This window comes from Kineococcus sp. AC630, assembly GCF_979255925.1.
Window position 1 is genome coordinate 1 of the sequence record NZ_CEEDMJ010000044.1, and the last position, 17340, is coordinate 17340.

Below are 17340 nucleotides of genomic sequence, written 5' to 3' on the forward strand. Positions count from 1 at the left end.
AGCCGCGCGCCGGTCCGGATGTAGGCCGCCCAGAACGCCCCCGCGAGCAGCGCGAACCCGACGCCGACGAGGTCCAGACCACCGCTGTGCGACTCCCCGGCGACCCCGAGGACGCCGACCCCGGCGAGCGCGAGCGCCACCCAGACCAGGTCCCGGGCGCGGCGACTCGTCACCGCGGCGAGGGTCAGCGGGCCGAGGAACTCGATCGTCACCGCGGTCCCGAGGTCGACGCGGGTCAACGCGGTGTAGAACGACAGGTTCATCCCGGCCAGGGCGAGTCCCAGGGCGATGGACGCCTTCCACTGCACCGCGGTCCACCGGCGCACCCGCGGCCGGACGACGAGGAGCAGGACGAGCGCCGCGAGACCGAGCCGCAGGAACGTCGTCCCGGTGCTGCCGCCGAGGGCGAAGAGGTGGACCGCGAGAGCGGCGCCGATCTGCAGCGAGGTGCAGGAGCCGAGGACGAGGAGGACCGAACCCACGCCTCCACTGTCACCGACCTCCGACCGTCCTGTCCAGCGAACCTCTCCGGGCGGTACCGTTCAGTTCTCCTGACGATTGGGGTCGTCGTGCTGGACGTGCACCGGTTGCGCCTGCTGCGCGAACTCGACCGCCGCGGCACGCTCGCCGCCGTCGCCGCAGCCCTGAACTACAGCCCGTCCGCGGTGTCCCAGCAGCTGTCCCTGCTCGAGGCCGAGGCGGGCGTCGTCCTGCTGGAGAAGCTCGGCCGCGGCGTCACGCTGACCGCGCCGGCCCGCGTCCTGGTCGGGCACGCCGACGCGGTGCTGGCGCAGCTGGAGCGCGCCGAGGCAGACCTCGCCGCCCTGCACGACGACGTGACCGGGACCCTGCGGGTCGCGAGCTTCCAGTCGGTGCTCTTCGCCCTCGTCCCGGCCGCCCTCACCCTGCTGGCGCAGCAGCACCCCGCACTGCGCGTGGAACTGAGCCAGCAGGAGCCCGAACCGGCGTTCTCCCGGCTGGCCGCGCACGACGTCGACCTGGTCCTCGGGGAGGAGTACCCGGGCTACCCGCAGCGGCGCGGCGGGGACACCGACGACGAGGACCTGCTGCTGGACGAACTCCGGCTGGCCCTCCCCCGCACCGGCCCCTGGTCGCAGGCGCGCCGGCTCGCCGACGTGGCCGACGCCCCGTGGGTCGTCGAACCCCGGGACACCGAGCCCGGGCTGTGGAGCCTCGCGGAGTGCCGGCGCGCGGGTTTCGAGCCGGACGCGCGGATCAGCAGTCCCGACGTCCTGCTGCACGTGCACCTCGTCGAGACGGGTCACGCGGTCGCGCTGCTGCCGGACCTCGCCTGGGCCGGGCGCCGACCGCAGCTGCGCCTCGTCGACCTGCCTGGTCACCCCGCACGACGGTTGTTCACCCGTGTCCGTCGGGGTGCGGCGGGACGACCTGCCGTGCAGGCCTTCCGAGCGAGCCTGCGGGAGGCGGCGCTCAGCGCCGCGGGCGGCCCGAGACCCTGACGTCGCCGCCGACGAGCGCGACGTCGTCGACGTCGAGACCGATCGCGTCGGTGATCGTGGTGATCGCCGTCCCGGCGAGGGCGTGGGACCCCGCCCCGAGGAGCGTCGGCGCGACGTAGGCCGTGACCCGGTCGACCAGCCCGGCGGCGAGGAAGGCCCCCGCCAGCGTCGGACCGCCCTCGAGCAGCACCGAGACGATCCCCTTGCCGTGCAGGTCGTCGAGGAGTTCCGCGGGGGTCGCGGCGGTGGAGACCAGGGTCGAGGCGGCCGCGTCGTGGACCTTCGCCGTCGCCGGCACCCGTCCGCGGCGGTCGAGCACGACGCGCAGCGGCTGGCGCGGCGACGACGTCCCGTCGGGTTCGCGCGCGGTGAGGTGCGGGTCGTCGGCCAGCACCGTCCCGGAACCGGCGACGATCGCGTCGACGCGGCGGCGCAGGTCGTGGACCTGCTCCCGCGATTCCACGGAGGAGATCCAGCGGCTCGTCCCGTCGACGGCCGCGGAACGCCCGTCCAGGGTCGCGGCGAACTTCCAGGTGACGTGCGGACGGCGCGAACGGGTGGCCGTGAGCCAGGCCTCGTTGACGCGTTCCGCCTCGGCGGCGAGGACCCCAGCGGTGACCTCCACGCCGGCCGCGCGCAACCGCTCGGCGCCGCCCCCGGCGAGAGCGCCGGGATCCGGGACGGCGAACACGACACGGGCGATCCCGGCGTCCACCAGTGCCTGCGCGCACGGACCGGTGCGACCCGTGTGGTTGCAGGGTTCCAGCGTCACGTACGCGGTTCCCCCGCGGGCGCGTTCGCCCGCCATGGCGAGCGCGTTCACCTCGGCATGCGGGCCACCCGCCCGTTCGTGCCAACCCTCGCCGACGACGTTCCCGTCGACGTCGAGGACCACGCACCCGACGACCGGGTTCGGGCTGGTCGTCCCCAGACCCTTCGCCGCGAGTTCCACGGCCCGTCCCACGAACCGCCCGTCGAGGGACGCCATCAGCCGGCCAGGTCGAGGGTGTGCGCGGTGTGGTCGCGCTTGGCGCGCAGGTAGCTCGCGTTCGCCGCCGAGAGGTGGACACCCGTCGGGACGCGGTGTTCCACCGCGATGCCGTGAGCGGCGAGCTGGTCGGCCTTGTCGGGGTTGTTGCTGAGCAGGTTCACCCGGTCGACGCCGAGCGCGCCGAGCATCTGCGCGGCGACGGTGTAGTCGCGTTCGTCCTCGCCGCGACCGAGGGCCCGGTTCGCCTCGTAGGTGTCGAGTCCGCTGTCCTGCAACGCGTACGCGTCGAGCTTCTCGTAGAGACCGATGCCGCGACCCTCCTGGCGCAGGTAGAGCAGGAACCCGCCGGAGGTGGCGATGCGTTCCACGGCCTCGCGCAACTGCGGGCCGCAGTCGCACCGCTCGGAACCGAAGACGTCGCCGGTCATGCACTCGCTGTGCGGGCGGACGAGCGGGGTTCCCTCGTGGTAGTTCCCCAGCCCGAGGGCGAGGTGCTCCTTGCCGTCGACCAGACCGGTGAAGGTGTGGACCCGGGCCGTGGTGCGGTACCCGTCCGGGAAGCGCAGCGGGACGACCACAGCGGTGCGGACCGTGGCGAGCTGGGTGTCGTTCATGGTGGTCTCCTCGCCTCAGACGACCTGGAGGGATCGCTTCGCGAAACCCATCTGGAAGTCGTCGATGGTGGTGGTGGGGACGGCGGTCGGGTCGGCCGCGACGCCCAGGGTGATGAAGAGCGGCGTGTAGTGCTCGACGGTCGGGTGCGCGTACGGCATGCCGGGCGCACGGTGGTAGTTCGCGAGGGTGTCGACGTCGCCGCGCGACAGCGCTTCGGCGACCCAGCCGTCGAACTCCCGCGACCAGTTCGGGACCTGGTTGTGCAGGAACATCTCCCGCGTCGCGAACTGCAGACCGTGGGTCATGAACCCTGAACCGACGACGAGAACTCCCTGTTCCCGCAAAGGTTTCAGCCGCGCCCCCAGCGCCATCAGCCGGACCGGGTCGTGGGTGGGCATGCTCAGCTGCAGGACGGGGACGTCGGCGGCGGGGTACATGACCTTCAGCGGGACCCACGCGCCGTGGTCGAGTCCGCGGCCGCCGGCGACGTGGAGGGGTTCGTCGTCGGGCATCAGCGCCGCGACCTGGTGGGCGAGCGCCGTCGCGTCCGGGGTCTCGTAGGTCATCTGGGAGTAGCGGGGGTGGAACCCGCCGAAGTCGTAGACGAGCGGGGTGCCGGCGGCGGGTGAGCTGAGCAATGCCCGCTCGGACTCCCAGTGGGCGCTGACGATGAGGATCCCCGTCGGACGGGGCAGGGACAGCGCCCAGTCGGAGAGCTGGCGGATCCACAACGGGTCGTCGAACACGGGCGGAGCCCCGTGGCTGAGGTAGAAGGCGGGCATCGGCCCGTCGTCGGGGGTCCAGGACCGCTGGGCGCGGACGGCGTCGGCCGAGCGGATCAGGAAGTCGTCGAACGCACCTCCCGGCACGACCGGGTTCATGATCGACACGCTGGACTCCCGTTCTCGGTGACTTGATGCTTCAATCGACGGTAGACCGAGGAATTTCAAGCGTCAACAAGTGGAGGGTGATGGAACCCGAATGGCTCGACGAGACCGAGCAGCAGGCCTGGCGCCGGCTCGCCGGCCTCTTCACCGTGCTGCCCGCCGCCCTCGACACCCAGCTGCAGCGCGACGTCGGACTGACCCACTTCGAGTACGGGGTGCTCTCGGCGCTCTCGGAGGCCCCGGACCGCACGCTGCGGATGGGCTGCCTCGCCGGGCTCGCCAACGGATCGCTCTCCCGGCTCTCCCACGTCGCCGGCCGGCTGGAGAAGAAGGGCTGGCTCAGTCGCCGTCCCGACCCCGTCAACGGCCGCTACACGCTGGCCACCCTGAGCGAGTCGGGGTGGGAGAAGGTCGTCGAAGCCGCGCCCGGCCACGTCGACGCGGTGCGCCGCGCGGTCTTCGACGCCCTCACGAAAGCGCAGGTCAGCCAGCTGCACGAGATCGGTGAGCGGGTGCTGCGATCGGTGGAAGCCGCGCGCGACTCCTAGCCCGGCGGTAGGTTCGAGGGGTGGGAGTCGCCAAGGGCCGTGCACTGCGGACGATCAGCTACAACCTCCACGAGGGTCGCGCGACGATGGAGCTCTCCGAGCTCGCCGCCACGCACGACGTGGACGCGCTGTGCCTGCAGGAGTGCGACACGTTGCGACTGCCCGAGACGGTGGGGCCGTTGGTGCTCGCCGGCGCCACCCAGCGCAACCGTCTCGGCCTGGCCCTCTACTACCGACCGGACCGGCTGCAGGCCCACGGTCACGAGCTGCGCCCGCTGCGCCGGTCGATGCACGACCGCTTCCTGTCCCCCGCGCACGAGCGGCTCCTCGCTGTCCGCTTCGAGGACCTGCACGACGACGGCGCCCTGCTGACCCTCGCCTCCATCCACACCGCCCCCCTCTCGGCGACGAACTCCATGCGCCGGCACCAGATCACCGAGGCCCTCGGCGCCATCCGGGCCGCCGCCCACGGCAGCTCCGCCCTCGTCGTCGGCGACTTCAACTACCCCTGGTTCGCGAGCTCGCTCTCGCGTCGCCTGGGCGAGCAGGGCTTCCAGGTCTCCCACTCCGACCTGCCCACGTACGTGCGCAAGCGCTTCCGCGGGCACTTCGACTTCGCGATCTCCGAGGGCATGGACATCGAGAGCGTCCGGACCCTGCAGCAGGCCGGTTCCGACCACCTCCCCGTCCTGGTGGAGTCGCGGGTGAAGGCGTTCGTGCCGGCCCGGCTCCTCGACCGCGGGTAGCGCGCAGGGCCAGGACGCCTCATCGCGCCCACCTGGCGCACCCACCGGTGTCACCACGTGGAGTGAGCCGTGGGTGTGCCGATGCGGGTGCCACGACACCCGATCTGTCGCACCGACGCCTCACTCCACGCGTGGCCCGCCGGCCTCGTCAACGGGCTCCGCGTCCGCCCGGAAACCGGTGGTCGCCGGTCCCGGGACGGACGAGAGTGGGTCCGTGCCGAACACGACGGACCTGCAGTGGCGCGGCCCGATCGCCGACTGGGAGGTGCTCGACCTCGTCCGGTCGCACGGCGGGGACCCGCAGGCGGGCTGGTGGCCCCGCATCCGCGAACACAGCCTCGGCTGGGTCTCCGCCCGCGACGAGTCCGGACTGCTCGTGGGGTTCGTGAACGTCGCCTGGGACGGCGGGGACCACGCGTTCCTCCTCGACACCAAGACCCGGGGCAGCCACCAGCGCCGGGGGATCGGCCGGGACCTCGTGCGGGCGACCGAGGAGCACGCCCGCGCGGCGGGGTGCGAGTGGTTGCACGTCGACCACCTCCCCGAGCTCGCACCGTTCTACCTCGACGCCTGCGGGTTCCGCCGCACCGACGCCGGGCTCGTGCACCTGACCGGAGGAGAGTGACACCGTGACCGACAAGGGGATCGTCCGGGAATGGCACGACGAGGAGGGGTGGGGGGTCATCGACAGTCCCGTCACACCCGGCGGGTGCTGGGTGCACTACAGCCAGGTCGGAGTTCCCTTCGGGGACGAACCCCGGGCCGGCCAGGAACTCGCCTTCACCTGGGAAGCGGGGGAGCAGGACGGTTTCGGGTACCGGGCCACGCGCGCCTGGCCGTGGGGTGGCGAACCCCGCCAGCGCCCCGGGACGACCGTCTTCGGCGACCGCAGCGGCGCGTACTCCAGCACGCTCACGCTCACCTACGACGATTCCCGACCGAGCACGGTCGAGACGTACCCGCCGGCGCCGACCCCGGTCCTCGGCACCGTGACGGTCACCGTGTACGAGACCGTCCCGGGTCGCAACGAGGTCCGCATCGAGAGCACGGGGGCGCTGAGCGAGGACCTCGTGGACACCGCCGTCGCCGAACTCCGGCAGGTGCGGGAGCGGCTCGCCGAGTGAACCCTCGACGCGTCCGGCGGAGCCTCAGCCGTTCAGGTGCTCCAGCAGCCGGTCCACGAAGACGACCTGCCCCTTCACCAGCTTGAGCCGCGCCACCTCCGGGGCGAACCAGCCGGCCCGGTCGATCTCGGGGAACTCAGCGGTCCTCCCGGAGCGCGGCGGCCACTCCATGGTGAACGTCCCGGGCCGGATCGCGTCGACGTCGAACTCCCCCGGCCCCGCCCAGATCGACACGACCTTGCCGCCCGACTGACGCACGTCGCCCAGCGGGACCAGGTCGGTCGGGGGCAGGGGCCGGCCCAGTTCCTCGGCGAACTCCCGGTGCGCGGCGTCGAGCAGTTCCTCGTCGGGGTTCGGCTCCCCCTTCGGGATCGACCACCCGTGCTCGTCCTTGGACGCCCACAGCGGTCCGCCCATGTGCCCGAGCAGGAGTTCGACCCCACCGCCCGCGTCGTACCGGTACAGCAGGATCCCCGCACTCCTCGTGGCCGCCACCCGAGCAGTCTGGCGCCGGACCTGAGGAGTCGCGCGACGAGCCCCCGCACGGCGCAGGCCCGTCCCGCCCTCAGTCCTCCGGGATGACGCGTTCGAAACGTTCGGCCCGCACGACGTCGGGGTCCGGTCCGCTGCGCACCCCGGTGTCCAGGGCGTCGATCCGCCCCAGTTCCTCGGGCGACAGGGCGAAGTCGAAGACCTCGAAGTTCTCCCGGATCCGCTGCGGGTTCGTCGACTTCGGGATGGCCGATCGGCCCTGCTGCAGGTGCCAGCGCAGCATGACCTGAGCCGGTGACCTCCCGTGGTCGGCCGCGATCGCCGCGATCGTCGGGTCCGCGAGGACGCTGCGCCGTTCCTCGCCCCAGCCGGGGTAGAACGTGATGCCACCGATGGGTGACCAGGCCTGGGTCACGATGCCGTGCGCGCGGTCGGCGGCCTGCAGCTCCGCCTGCACGAAGTAGGGGTGCAGTTCGACCTGGTTGACAGCCGGCACCACGGAGGTCCGTTCGAGCAGCGCGTCGAGGTGGGCCGGGGTGAAGTTGCTGACCCCGATGGAACGCACCCGGCCGTCGGCGAGGAGTTCCTCGAGGGCGAGGTAGGCGGCGACCGTCCGGTCGAAGCGTTCGGGGATCGGCTGGTGCAGGATCAACAGGTCGAGCTGGTCGACGCCGAGCTTGCGGACCGCCTTCTCGAAGGCGTGCAGCGTCTCGTCGTGCCCGTAGTCGGTGACCCACACCTTGGTCTCGAGGAACACCTGGTCGCGGGCGAGCCCGGAACGACGGAAACCCTCCCCCACCTGGCGTTCGTTGAGGTAGGCGGCGGCCGTGTCGATGTGGCGGTAGCCGACCTCCAGGGCCGTCGCGACGGCGTCCGCGGTGTCCTCGGCGGAACTCTGGAAGACACCGAGACCCAGGGCCGGCATGCGGACCCCGTTGTTGAGGATGAGTTCTGCGTCCATGCTCCGACGCTACGCAGGTGGCGTCCCGGGAGACAGGCCCCAGCGTTACCCCTCGACGATCCCGGTCCTGGTTGCGGGTTCCCGGCTCGCCGCCCAGCTGGCGAGCAGTTTCAGCCCGTCGGCGGTCGGGGTGTCCGCGGCGGCGGTGTAGATGTTGACCCGCAGCCCCGGTTCGGAGGGGAGTTCCACGCTCTCGAAGTCGAGGTCGAGCACCCCGACGGCGGGGTGGTTCAGTCGCTTCTTCCCGCTGCGGTGGAACTTCACGTCGTGGGCGGCCCAGTGCTGACGGAACAGCTCGCTGCGGGTGGAGAGTTCCCCCACGAGGGCGATGAGGTCGGTGTCGTGCGGGTTCGCCCCGGCCTCCAGGCGCAGCATCGCCGCGGCGTCGCGGGCGATCCGGTCGTAGTCCACGAAGAAGTCCCGGGCCGCGGGGTCCAGGTAGACGAAGCGGGTGGTGTTCGCCGGCCGCTTCCCCGCCACCCCGGCCTCGGGCGAGGCCAGCACCGGCGAGTACAACGCCCGGGCCGTGAAGTTCATCGCGAGGATGTCGTGGCGGCCGTTGCGCACCCAGGCGGGGGCCGCGGTGATGGCGTCCAGCACCTGCTGCACGGCGGGGCGGACGGTGACCGGGCCGGGCCGGCGGCGACGGGCCTTCGCGGTGATCTGCCCGGCGTGCGCGAGGGCGACGAGGTGTTCGCGTTCGGCCTCGTCGAGCTGCAACGCGTTGGCGAGGGCGTCGAGGACGCCGTCGGAGGCACCCGCGAGGTCACCGCGTTCCATCCGCACGTAGTAGTCGACGGACACCCCGGCGAGCATCGCCACCTCCTCGCGACGCAGTCCCGCGACCCGGCGGTTGCCGCCGTAGGCGGGCAGACCCGCCCGTTCCGGGGTGATCCGGGCCCGGCGGCTGCTGAGGAACTCCCGCACCTGCGCGCGGTGGGCGAGCCGGGGGTCGGTCGACGGGTCGGAGCTGGCCATGTCCCCACGGTAGGCACGCGCGCGCGGTGGAGGGAGGCCCTGGCAGTACCCGCCGCCCCCGGCCCGTCAGGCGGGCGGGGTGAGGGTGTGGAGCTGATGGCGCCCGGTGACCCCGAGCTTGGGGTAGGCCCGGTGCAGGTGGGAACCGACGGTGCGCGGCGACAGGAACATCCGGGTCGCGATCTCCTTGTTGCGCAGACCGCGGGCGGCGAGCTGGACGACCTCCCGTTCCTGCGGGGTCAGCAGCTCCCACCGGCCCTCGACCGACGTCGTCGACACCGCCGTCCCGCACGCCCGGGCCTCCGCCGCGACGCGCTCGGCCCACGGCACGGCGCCGAGGCCGGCGAACGTGGCGTGGGCGGCCTCGAGCAGCGGGGCCGCGTCGGCGGGACGACGTCGTCGTCGCAACCAGGAGCCGTAGGCCGCCCGGGCCTGGGCCCGCTCGAGCGGCCAGTCCTCTCCCGCCGGGTCGACGACGGCCAGCCGGAAGCTCCGCTCCACGTCCTCGGCCCGCCCGCCGGGCTGGTCGGCCACCAGCGCCTCGGCGTGGTGCAGCTGCAACCGCATCCGGGTCGTGGGGTCCGGCAGCGCACGGCGCACCCGCTCCACGACCACGGCCGCCTGGTCGACCGCGCCGACCGCGCACGCCGCAGCGGTGTGGACCGCGAGGCTGCGGAAGGCGAGGAAGGGGTGCAGCGGGGTCCCGTCGGCCGCGAACAACCCGCGCAGGTGGGCGAAGGCCCGGTCGTGCTCCCCGCGGGCCGTCGCGGCGATCCCCGCCGCGCGCAGCATCCGCACGTGGGTCATCCGGTTCTGCGCCAGGTCGATGCGGCGTTCGGCCAGGGGGTGCGCCGAGGGGTTCGCGCCCGTGGCGGCGCCCGTCAGGGCGTCCAGTTCGAGGGCGAGCGCGTCGACGTCGCAGGCGATGTAGTGCAGGCGGTGGACCGTCGCGAGCGTCCTGGTCTCGTCGATCAGCTGCCGGGCGCGGTCCCAGCGCCCGGCGTCGAGCGCGGCGGCGACCATCGCGGGCAACGTCATGACCAGCGGCCCGATCCGGCCGTGGGCACGCAGGACGTCGTGCGCGACGTCGAAGGCGCGCAGCGCACCCGCGGAGTCGTCGGCGAACCAGCAGACCGACCCGAGGCTCAACGAGCGGACGAGGTCGGCGGGGCCCTCGAGGGGGGTGTTCACCGCAGAACCCGGCGTCCCGGCCAACCGGCTCGCCCACCGCTCCGGCTCCACCCGGGCGAGCATCCCCTCGCGGACCGCCGGACGCAGCGCCGCCGGCAGCAGACCGGTCGGGAGGTCCCGCTCGTCCGCGGAGCGCCACGACGGGGTCCACCGTTCGAGGTCCGCGAAGTGCGCCGGGTCCCCCGACTGCACGACGATCGCGGAGAGGACGCTGCCGACCGCGAGGTCCGCCCCGGGTCCCAGCTCCCCGCGGGCCAGGGCGCTCGTCAGCAGGGCGTGGGCCGCGTCCTGCCTGCCCGCCAGGGACAACCCGTGCGCGGCACCGAGCGCCGAGGTCGTGAGGACCACCGGGTCGTCGGTGAGCCGGACGACCTCCGCGTGCAGTTCCCGGCTCCAGCCCGGGTCCCCGAAATCGTCGGCCTCCGCGACCGCCCGCGCGTAGCGCCGGGCCCGTTCCGTCGGGTCCGGGGTGCACTCCGCCGCACGCTGCCAGGCCCTCGCCGCCGCGAACACCCCACCGCGGCGCCGGGCGAGTTCCACCGACTCCTCCAACGCCGCGGCGACCGCCTCGTCGGGACCGGAACTCGCCTCGGCCAGGTGTCGGCTGCGGCGCAACGGGTCACGCTCCAGGACGGCGGCGAGGCGACGGTGCGCCCGGGCACGCAGCTGGGCCGGTGCCGAGTCGTGCACGGCGGCCCGCACCAGGGGGTGGCGGAAGTCGACCCCTGCGGCGCGGACGGTGACCAGCCCGGCCGCCTCCGCCGGGACCCAGCCCGCGAGGTCGTCGGGGGCGAGGCCCGCGGCGGCCGTGATGGTCGCGAGGTCCTCGAACTCCCCCGCGGCGGCGAGCAGCAGCAACCACCGGGTGTCGTCGGGCAGCGTCGACAGCTGCCGGCTGAGCATCTCCTGCAGACGCACCGGCGCCGGCCCACCGCCCGAGCGCGCACCGGCCCCACGCTCCAGCGCGCGGCTGAACTCCACGAGAGCCAGCGGGTTCCCCTGCGCGTTGCGCAGCACGTCGAGGCGTCCCCGTCCCGTCGGGGGCACCGGCAGCGAGTCGAGCAACCGGGCCGCCGCGGACTCGTCGAGGGGGTCGAGGACCAGCCGCGGGAGCACCAGTTCCAGGACGTCCGGCGCGACGTCGCCGCGGGCCGCGAACAGCAGCCCGACCCGTTCGCGGGTCAGCCGCCGGGCGACGAAGGTGAGCACGTCGCGGGAGTCGCGGTCGGCGAGGCCGACGTCGTCGACGACCAGGAGGAGCGGCCGCTCGCGCGCGACGTGACCCAGCAGGGCGAGGACCCCGAGCCGCAGGGTGCTCGGGTCCGGTGGGTCGAGCGGGGCGTCGGGAGCCGGGGTCCCGCAGGCCGCGAGCAGCGCGTCACGCTGGTGCGACGGCAACCGGTCGACGGCGTCGAGCAGCGGGAGCAGCAGCAGCTGCAGGACACCGAGGGGCTGCTCGGCCTCGGAGGCCCGGCCGACGGCGCTCACGACGGTCTGGGCGTTGCGGTGGGCCAGGTCGATCGCCGCGTGCAGCAGGGTGGTCTTGCCCGCCCCGGCCTCACCGAGCAGCAGCAACCGGCTGGGACCGGTGAGGGCGCGGTGGACGACGTCGGTCACCGTGTCGACCTGGTTCTGGCGACCGACCAGCTCCACCCGTTCCACCGTCCTCACGTCCTGACCGTTGCGCCGCGTCGACCCTAGGGTGTCGACGGGGACCGGTGCACCCGGCTCCCGACCACTTCGACGGTGAGGGGGATCGGTGCGGTTCGAACCGGAGGACGCCGAGGACGAGCGCCGCGCCCTCGACCCGGTCGTCGCACGACTGCTGCGGGCGAGCGCGACCCCGCCGCACCTCGACGACCTCCCGCCCGAGCAGGCCCGGACGGCGCTGCGCGAGGTCCAGGGGACACCTCCCGAGCACGACGACGTGGCCGTCACCTTCGCCGTCGCGCCGGTCGGTCCCGGCGGGCTCGTCGGGTACCACGAGTTCCGTCCGTCGCGGCGCAACCGGAGCCGGGACGGCGCCCTCGTGCTGCACGTCCACGGCGGCCGGTGGCTCGCGGGGGACGGCGCGACCCACGCCCGGTTGGCGCGTCGGCTGGCCCGCTCCAGCGGCGCGACGGTGATCGTCCCCGAGCACTCCCGCGCACCCGAGTCGCGCTTCCCCGTCGCCCTCGAGGAGTGCTACGCGCTGCTCGACCGGCTCACCCGCACCCCCAGGCCGGGTTTCGACCCCGGCCGGGTCGCGATCTCGGGCGACGGCACGGGGGCCACGATCGCGACCGCCGTCGCGCTGCTGGCCCGCCGGCGCCGGGGACCGCGCCTGCGGGCGCAACTCCTCTACTACCCGCTCACCGACCCGTCCGCGGCCACGGCGTCGCACCAGCGGTTCTCGGAGGGCTTCCTGCTGAGCAGCGACGGTTCCCGGCGGTGCTGGGAGCGCTACCTCGGATCGGTCGACGACCGCCGCGACCCGCTCGCGGTTCCCTCGCGGGCCGGGTACGAGGACCTCGTCGGTTCCCCGCCGACCCTGGTCGTCACGGCCGCGGCGGACGTCACCCGGGACGAGGCGGAACGCTACGCGGCCCGGCTGCGGGCGGCCGGGACTCCCACGGCCGTCCGGCGCTACGCCGGCACCGTGCACGACTTCGTCTCCCTGCACTCGTTGCAGTCGACCCCCGCCTCGCGGGCGGCGGTGCGGCTGGGGGGCGGGTTCCTGCGCCGGGCCCTGACCTGACCCGACGGACGGGTTGGGTCACTCGACCGATGCCGAGGTACCCGCCGGTGCGGCAGCGTCCTGGTCATGACCGAGACCCACCCTGCGAAACCCGTGCTGGAACCCGCTGCGCAGGAGTTCGCGCAGGCGACGAGCACCTCCCCGTTCCTCTACGAACTGAGCCCCGACGAGGGCCGCAAGGCCGTCGAGGCCGTCCAGGCCGGCGACGGCGTGGAGCGTCCCGACGCCGACGTCACCGATCTGACCGTCCCCGGGGGCCCGTCGGGTCAGGTGTCGGTGCGCATCGTGCGCCCCGCCGGGCGCACGGGCGTCCTGCCGGTGCTGCTCTACACCCACGGCGCCGGTTGGGTCTTCGGCTCCGCCGCGACCCACGACCGCCTCGTCCGCGAACTCGCTGTGCGCGCCGACGCGGCCGTGGTGTTCACCGAGTACTCGCTCTCCCCGGAGGCGAAGTACCCGACGGCGCTCGAAGAGGTCTGGGCCGCGCTGCAGTGGGTCGTCGCGCAGGGTTCCGAGCACGACCTCGACGCCACCCGCCTGGCCGTCGCCGGGGACTCGGTGGGCGGCGGCATGACCGCCGCCCTGACCCTGCTGGCCAAGCAGCGCGGTGGTCCGGCGATCAGCGCGCAGGTGCTGTTCTACCCGGTGACCGACGCGGGTTTCGACACACCGTCCTACGACGAGTTCGCGACCGGGTACTTCCTCGCGAAGGAGGGCATGCGCTGGTTCTGGGACCAGTACACGACCGACCCGGCGCAACGGGCCGAGATCACCGCGTCCCCGTTGCGCGCCACCCTCGACGACCTGGCCGGTCTGCCGAAGGCGCTCGTCGTCGTGGGTGAGGCCGACGTGCTGCGTGACGAGGGCGAGGCCTACGCCGCGAAGCTGCGGGCCGCCGGCGTCGACGTCACCTCGGTGCGCTACCTCGGGATCATCCACGACTTCGTCATGCTCGACGCCCTGCGGGACACCCGCGCCGCGCGCGCCGCCGTCCAGCAGGCCGGCGAGTTCCTGCGCGCCGCCCTGCACCCCTGACCGTTCCCGAACACCCCACCCCCGAACCCCTGGAGGAACCCGTGTCCACCACCACCGTCGTCCTGGTCCACGGCGCGTTCGCCGACTCGGCCAGCTACGCCCCCGTCACCCAGCGGCTGCTCGCCGCCGGGATCCCCGTCGTGGTGCCCGCGGTGCCCAACCGCGGCCTGCTCGGTGACAGCGCCTACATCGCCTCCGTCGTCCGGTCGATCCCCGGCCCGGTCCTGCTCGTGGGCCACTCCTACGGCGGCGCGGTCATCACCGTCGCCGGCGTGGAGGAGAACGTCGTGGGCCTGGTCTACCTGGCCGGGTACGCCCTCGAGGAGGGTGAGAGCCTCGGTGAGCTGCAGGGCGGTTTCGCCGACTCCGACCTCGCCACGGCACTCGTCTACACCCCGTTCCCGGTCCCCGGCAGCGAGGACGGGGTCGACGTGAGCGTCGACGTCGAGAAGTTCCCGGCGGTGTTCGCGCACGACGTCGACCAGGAACTCGCTGCGGTGCTCGCGGTCTCGCAGCGACCGCTGGCGGCGCTCGCCTTCGCCGAGAAGGCCCCGGCCGCGGCGTGGAAGACCAAACCCGCGTGGGGGATCGTGAGTTCGAGCGACCGGACGATCAACCCCGAGGTGGAACGGTTCGGCTACCAGCGGGCCGGGGTCAAGGCCGTCGAGGTCGACTCGTCCCACCTCGTGATGCTGTCCCACCCCGACCGGGTCGTGGAACTCGTGCAGGAGGCGCTGGGCGGGCGCTGAGACCCTCGGCCCCGGCGGCGGTCCCGAACCCCCCGTCGCCGGGGCCGGACTCCCCGGTCGGCGGTGGCGTCACCACCGGCGGAAACCGTTCCCGGGGTGTCCGACCGGCAACCGGTCGCTGTCGTGACCCAGCACCCGGCGGCGCATCGATCCCGTCCGGGGTTCCTCGGGCAGCAGGCCGCGCTGACGCAGCAGCGGCACGACGTGCTCGATGAACGCGCGGTACGCCCCCGGCCCGCCGTGGGTGTGCTCGACGAGGAAACCGTCGAGGTCGGTCTCCTCGACGATCTCCTGCAGCCGGTCTGCGCACGACTCCGGGGTTCCGGTGATGCGCAGACCGGGGATCGTGGTGGTGAGCTGGTCGAGGATCTCCGCGACCGTCGGGCTCGCGTCGCCCCGCTGGAACACCCCGAGCATCGACTGCCCGACCTCGGTCTGGACCTCCTGCAGCGTCGCGTCGAGGGGGAAGGCCATGAGGTCGACCCCGCTCCACCCGAGGAAGAGAGCGGCGGCCGACGTGCGGGAGACGGACGCGTCGATGCTCGCCCGCAGCCGGGACGCTTCCTCCTCGGTGGCCCCGACGACGACGGAGGCCGACACGAGCACCTTGAGGTCGTCGCCGTCCCGGCCGTTCGCGCGGGCCTTGGCGCGCAGGTCGGCGACGTTCTTCGCGGCGCTGGGCAGGTCGCGGTCCTGGATGAACACGCACTCGGCGAAGCGGCCCGCGAACGCACGCCCCGCCGGTGACGTGCCGGCCTGCAGCAGGAACGGGGTGCGCTGCGGCGAGGGGATCGCGGTGAAGTACCCGTCGAGGTCGAAGTACTCGCCGTGGTGGGTGGTGCGGTGCACCTTCGACGGGTCAGCGTAGGTGCGGGTGGCCTTGTCGTACACGACGGCGTCGTCCTCCCAGCCGCCCTCCCAGAGCTTCAGGGAGAGTTCCAGGAACTCCGTCGCCCTGCGGTACCGCTCGTCGTGCGGGGTCACCCCGTGGTGGCCGAGCAACCGCGTCAACGCCGTCTGGTTGTCGGAGGTGACGATGTTCCAGGCGATGCGCCCGTTCGTCAGGTGGTCCAGGGTGGTGAACGCGCGCGCGTTGAGGTTGGGGTGGTGGGCCGTCGTCGAGGTCGTGACGACGAAACCCAGCCGCTCGGTGCTCGCCGCGAGCCCGCTGACGAGGAGCATCGGGTCGTGCACGGGGATCTGCACCGCCTCGCGGACGACGGCCTCGGGCACGCTGCCGTCCTCACGCATCGGGTACCCGATGGCCTCGGCGAGGAACAGGAAGTCGAACCCACCTTCGTCGAGTTCCCGCGCCATCGCCTGCCAGTACGGCAGGGTCGCGAAACCCGACGTGTCGCTGAGCTCGTGGCTCCACGCGTTGCTGATGAAGTTGGGGGTGAACTCCTCGAAGGCCCCGAGGACGATCTGCTTGGTCACGTCGCTTACGATAACCACTGGTTATTACGAACGTGTTGCGAAGGGGGATCTCGTGGAGGGACCGCAGGGTCAGGTGGGTGCGGCCGTGCGCGCGCACCGCACCGCCAAGGGGTGGTCGATGCGTGAACTCGCCCGTCGTGCGGGGGTGTCACAGCCCTTCATCACCAAGCTCGAACGCGGGGACCAGCTGCCGAGCATCCCGACGCTGTACGACCTGGCCGCGGCCTTCGAGATCCCCCCGTCGGCGTTGCTGCCGACGATCCCCGACACCGCCCCGTCGGCGGGCCTGGAGATGCCGGGCGACCCCGGCACCACCACGATCCGGCTGCTCGCCGGTGGCCCCGGTCGCTCGCTGCACGTCTACGAACTCCGCGTCCCGCCCGGCGGTGGCGACGAGGAGTTCTTCACCCACCCGGGAGAGGAGGTCGCCGTCGTGCTCGAGGGCGCGGTGCACTGCCTGCGCCGGGGCCGGCGCGCGGTCCGCGTTCCCGTCGGCGACTCGCTGACCATCGACCCGAGCCGTGCGCACCGCTGGCGCAACGAGGACTCGACCCCGGCGAGGGTCCTGCTGGTCTGCGACGACCTCAGCCACCAGCCGGGGTGACCGGCCGCAGCCGGCCGTCGAGCCAGCGGAAGACCGCCAGCAGGACCAGGGCCAGCACCACGACGAAGCCCGTGTTGCGCAGGGCGATCAGGTACCCGACGGCGTCGACGTCCAGGAACGGGTACGGGTACCAGCCGACGACCGCCCCGCGCACCAGCGTGTAGACGACCCAGGCGATGGGCCAGGCCACCGCCCACGCGGCCGTGCGGCCGTCGACGCGCGGTCGCGGCCCGAACACCGCCCAGCCGAGGAACGCCATGACGGGCGAGACGTAGTGGAACCCGGCGTTGATCCACCAGTCGATGCCCGTGTGGTGCAGCAACGGGGCGAGGACCGCACCGAACACCAACCCGGTGACCGTGATCCCGAGCAGGCCCGTCAACCGCAGGACGCGCCAGAACCGGCCGTCGCGCGCCGGGTCCAGGACCAGCGAGACCGCCGCGACCAGGACCAGCAGGTTGCTCTGGACCGTGAAGTAGCTGACGAAGCGGACCAGGCTGGTCGCCGTGGAAGCGGTGGCCTGCCCGGAGTTCGCGTCGCGGCCGCCGCCGACCAGGAGGACGACCTGCGCGACCAGCGCCGCGAGCACGACGAGGGCGAGCACCGCGTGCCAGACGCGCGAGGAGGTGGCGAGGGATCTCACGTGTCCATCCTGCCCGCCTCGGCGACGGCGCGACGATCGGCGCGACCCCCCGGTCCCGCGCGGAAACAACATTTTCCGCCCTCGATGGACGCCGGAGGGGGCGGAAAGTGTTGTTTCCGCG

General features: G+C 73.2%; 19 protein-coding genes. 9 read left to right on the forward strand and 10 right to left on the reverse strand.

Annotation, left to right across the window (positions count from 1 at the left end):
- Nucleotides 1-482, reverse strand: a 482-nt coding sequence (locus tag AC0I8G_RS25340) for an EamA family transporter (RefSeq protein ID WP_471732420.1), incomplete at its 3' end; no start/stop codon positions are given.
- A gap of 87 nt (nucleotides 483-569) precedes the next feature.
- On the opposite strand from AC0I8G_RS25340, the gene AC0I8G_RS25345 reads away from it, so the two are divergent.
- Nucleotides 570-1481, forward strand: a complete 912-nt coding sequence (locus AC0I8G_RS25345; protein WP_471732421.1) for a LysR substrate-binding domain-containing protein — start codon at nucleotides 570-572, stop codon at nucleotides 1479-1481.
- On the opposite strand, the gene ribD is transcribed toward AC0I8G_RS25345, so the two are convergent.
- From ribD to AC0I8G_RS25360, 3 genes are read right to left on the reverse strand one after another with little or no spacing between them, the layout of a single operon-like run.
- Nucleotides 1453-2469, reverse strand: a complete 1017-nt coding sequence (ribD, locus tag AC0I8G_RS25350; protein WP_471732422.1) for a bifunctional diaminohydroxyphosphoribosylaminopyrimidine deaminase/5-amino-6-(5-phosphoribosylamino)uracil reductase RibD — start codon at nucleotides 2467-2469, stop codon at nucleotides 1453-1455. The genes AC0I8G_RS25345 and ribD overlap by 29 nt on opposite strands.
- A complete protein-coding gene (locus AC0I8G_RS25355; protein ID WP_471732423.1) occupies nucleotides 2469-3086 on the reverse strand; it encodes a GTP cyclohydrolase II in 618 nt (205 codons plus the stop codon). The genes ribD and AC0I8G_RS25355 overlap by 1 nt, the downstream gene beginning before the upstream one ends.
- Nucleotides 3087-3101: 15 nt before the next feature.
- Nucleotides 3102-3968, reverse strand: a complete 867-nt coding sequence (locus tag AC0I8G_RS25360; protein ID WP_471732424.1) for a dioxygenase family protein — start codon at nucleotides 3966-3968, stop codon at nucleotides 3102-3104.
- Between the two features lie 89 nt (nucleotides 3969-4057).
- On the opposite strand from AC0I8G_RS25360, the gene AC0I8G_RS25365 reads away from it, so the two are divergent.
- The 4 genes from AC0I8G_RS25365 (at nucleotide 4058) to AC0I8G_RS25380 (ending at nucleotide 6392) form a co-directional block, all read left to right on the forward strand.
- The gene (locus AC0I8G_RS25365; protein WP_471732425.1) at nucleotides 4058-4522 is read left to right on the forward strand and encodes a MarR family winged helix-turn-helix transcriptional regulator; all 465 of its coding nucleotides are present in this window, start codon (nucleotides 4058-4060) and stop codon (nucleotides 4520-4522) included.
- Nucleotides 4523-4542: 20 nt separating this feature from the next.
- Nucleotides 4543-5268, forward strand: a complete 726-nt coding sequence (locus AC0I8G_RS25370; protein WP_328293925.1) for an endonuclease/exonuclease/phosphatase family protein — start codon at nucleotides 4543-4545, stop codon at nucleotides 5266-5268.
- 214 nt (nucleotides 5269-5482) lie between these two features.
- Complete coding sequence (locus AC0I8G_RS25375; RefSeq protein WP_471732426.1) at nucleotides 5483-5893, forward strand: GNAT family N-acetyltransferase; 411 nt, start codon at nucleotides 5483-5485, stop codon at nucleotides 5891-5893.
- A 4-nt stretch (nucleotides 5894-5897) separates the two neighbouring features.
- Nucleotides 5898-6392, forward strand: a complete 495-nt coding sequence (locus tag AC0I8G_RS25380) for a hypothetical protein (RefSeq protein WP_471732427.1) — start codon at nucleotides 5898-5900, stop codon at nucleotides 6390-6392.
- A gap of 24 nt (nucleotides 6393-6416) precedes the next feature.
- On the opposite strand, the gene AC0I8G_RS25385 is transcribed toward AC0I8G_RS25380, so the two are convergent.
- The 4 genes from AC0I8G_RS25385 to AC0I8G_RS25400 form a co-directional block, all read right to left on the reverse strand.
- The gene (locus AC0I8G_RS25385; RefSeq protein ID WP_471732428.1) at nucleotides 6417-6887 is read right to left on the reverse strand and encodes an NUDIX hydrolase; all 471 of its coding nucleotides are present in this window, start codon (nucleotides 6885-6887) and stop codon (nucleotides 6417-6419) included.
- Between the two features lie 70 nt (nucleotides 6888-6957).
- Nucleotides 6958-7845 (reverse strand): aldo/keto reductase, encoded by an 888-nt coding sequence (locus AC0I8G_RS25390; RefSeq protein ID WP_471732429.1) that lies wholly within the window; start codon nucleotides 7843-7845, stop codon nucleotides 6958-6960.
- Nucleotides 7846-7890: 45 nt separating this feature from the next.
- Nucleotides 7891-8823 (reverse strand): helix-turn-helix transcriptional regulator, encoded by a 933-nt coding sequence (locus AC0I8G_RS25395; RefSeq protein WP_471732430.1) that lies wholly within the window; start codon nucleotides 8821-8823, stop codon nucleotides 7891-7893.
- Between the two features lie 66 nt (nucleotides 8824-8889).
- The gene (locus AC0I8G_RS25400) at nucleotides 8890-11685 is read right to left on the reverse strand and encodes an AAA family ATPase (RefSeq protein WP_471732431.1); all 2796 of its coding nucleotides are present in this window, start codon (nucleotides 11683-11685) and stop codon (nucleotides 8890-8892) included.
- A gap of 88 nt (nucleotides 11686-11773) precedes the next feature.
- Between AC0I8G_RS25400 and AC0I8G_RS25405 the strand changes: the two genes are divergently transcribed.
- From AC0I8G_RS25405 to AC0I8G_RS25415, 3 genes are all read left to right on the forward strand, one after another.
- A complete protein-coding gene (locus AC0I8G_RS25405) occupies nucleotides 11774-12751 on the forward strand; it encodes an alpha/beta hydrolase (RefSeq protein ID WP_471732432.1) in 978 nt (325 codons plus the stop codon).
- Nucleotides 12752-12817: 66 nt separating this feature from the next.
- Nucleotides 12818-13786, forward strand: a complete 969-nt coding sequence (locus AC0I8G_RS25410; RefSeq protein ID WP_471732433.1) for an alpha/beta hydrolase — start codon at nucleotides 12818-12820, stop codon at nucleotides 13784-13786.
- A 41-nt stretch (nucleotides 13787-13827) separates the two neighbouring features.
- Nucleotides 13828-14535, forward strand: coding sequence for an alpha/beta hydrolase (locus AC0I8G_RS25415; protein ID WP_471732434.1), 708 nt, complete (start codon nucleotides 13828-13830; stop codon nucleotides 14533-14535).
- A 69-nt stretch (nucleotides 14536-14604) separates the two neighbouring features.
- Here AC0I8G_RS25415 and AC0I8G_RS25420 read toward each other — a convergent pair whose 3' ends face one another.
- Entirely contained in the window at nucleotides 14605-15972 is a 1368-nt protein-coding gene (locus AC0I8G_RS25420; protein ID WP_471732435.1) for an NtaA/DmoA family FMN-dependent monooxygenase, read from the reverse strand.
- 52 nt (nucleotides 15973-16024) lie between these two features.
- Here AC0I8G_RS25420 and AC0I8G_RS25425 point away from each other — a divergent pair, with 52 nt between their 5' ends.
- Entirely contained in the window at nucleotides 16025-16576 is a 552-nt protein-coding gene (locus tag AC0I8G_RS25425; protein WP_471732436.1) for a helix-turn-helix domain-containing protein, read from the forward strand.
- Here AC0I8G_RS25425 and AC0I8G_RS25430 read toward each other — a convergent pair.
- Nucleotides 16557-17219 (reverse strand): Pr6Pr family membrane protein, encoded by a 663-nt coding sequence (locus tag AC0I8G_RS25430; protein WP_471732437.1) that lies wholly within the window; start codon nucleotides 17217-17219, stop codon nucleotides 16557-16559. The two genes, AC0I8G_RS25425 and AC0I8G_RS25430, sit on opposite strands and share 20 nt — an antisense overlap.
- Nucleotides 17220-17340: the final 121 nt, after the last annotated feature.

Excerpts from the sequence above, each read along its gene's own strand:
- ribD (WP_471732422.1), bottom strand. The coding sequence starts at position 2,469 with ATGGCGTCCCTCGACGGGCGGTTCGTGGGACGGGCCGTGGAACTCGCG.
- AC0I8G_RS25355 (WP_471732423.1), bottom strand. The coding sequence starts at position 3,086 with ATGAACGACACCCAGCTCGCCACGGTCCGCACCGCTGTGGTCGTCCCG.
- AC0I8G_RS25360 (WP_471732424.1), bottom strand. The coding sequence starts at position 3,968 with ATGAACCCGGTCGTGCCGGGAGGTGCGTTCGACGACTTCCTGATCCGC.
- AC0I8G_RS25365 (WP_471732425.1), top strand. The coding sequence starts at position 4,058 with ATGGAACCCGAATGGCTCGACGAGACCGAGCAGCAGGCCTGGCGCCGG.
- AC0I8G_RS25390 (WP_471732429.1), bottom strand. The coding sequence starts at position 7,845 with ATGGACGCAGAACTCATCCTCAACAACGGGGTCCGCATGCCGGCCCTG.
- AC0I8G_RS25395 (WP_471732430.1), bottom strand. The coding sequence starts at position 8,823 with ATGGCCAGCTCCGACCCGTCGACCGACCCCCGGCTCGCCCACCGCGCG.
- AC0I8G_RS25410 (WP_471732433.1), top strand. The coding sequence starts at position 12,818 with ATGACCGAGACCCACCCTGCGAAACCCGTGCTGGAACCCGCTGCGCAG.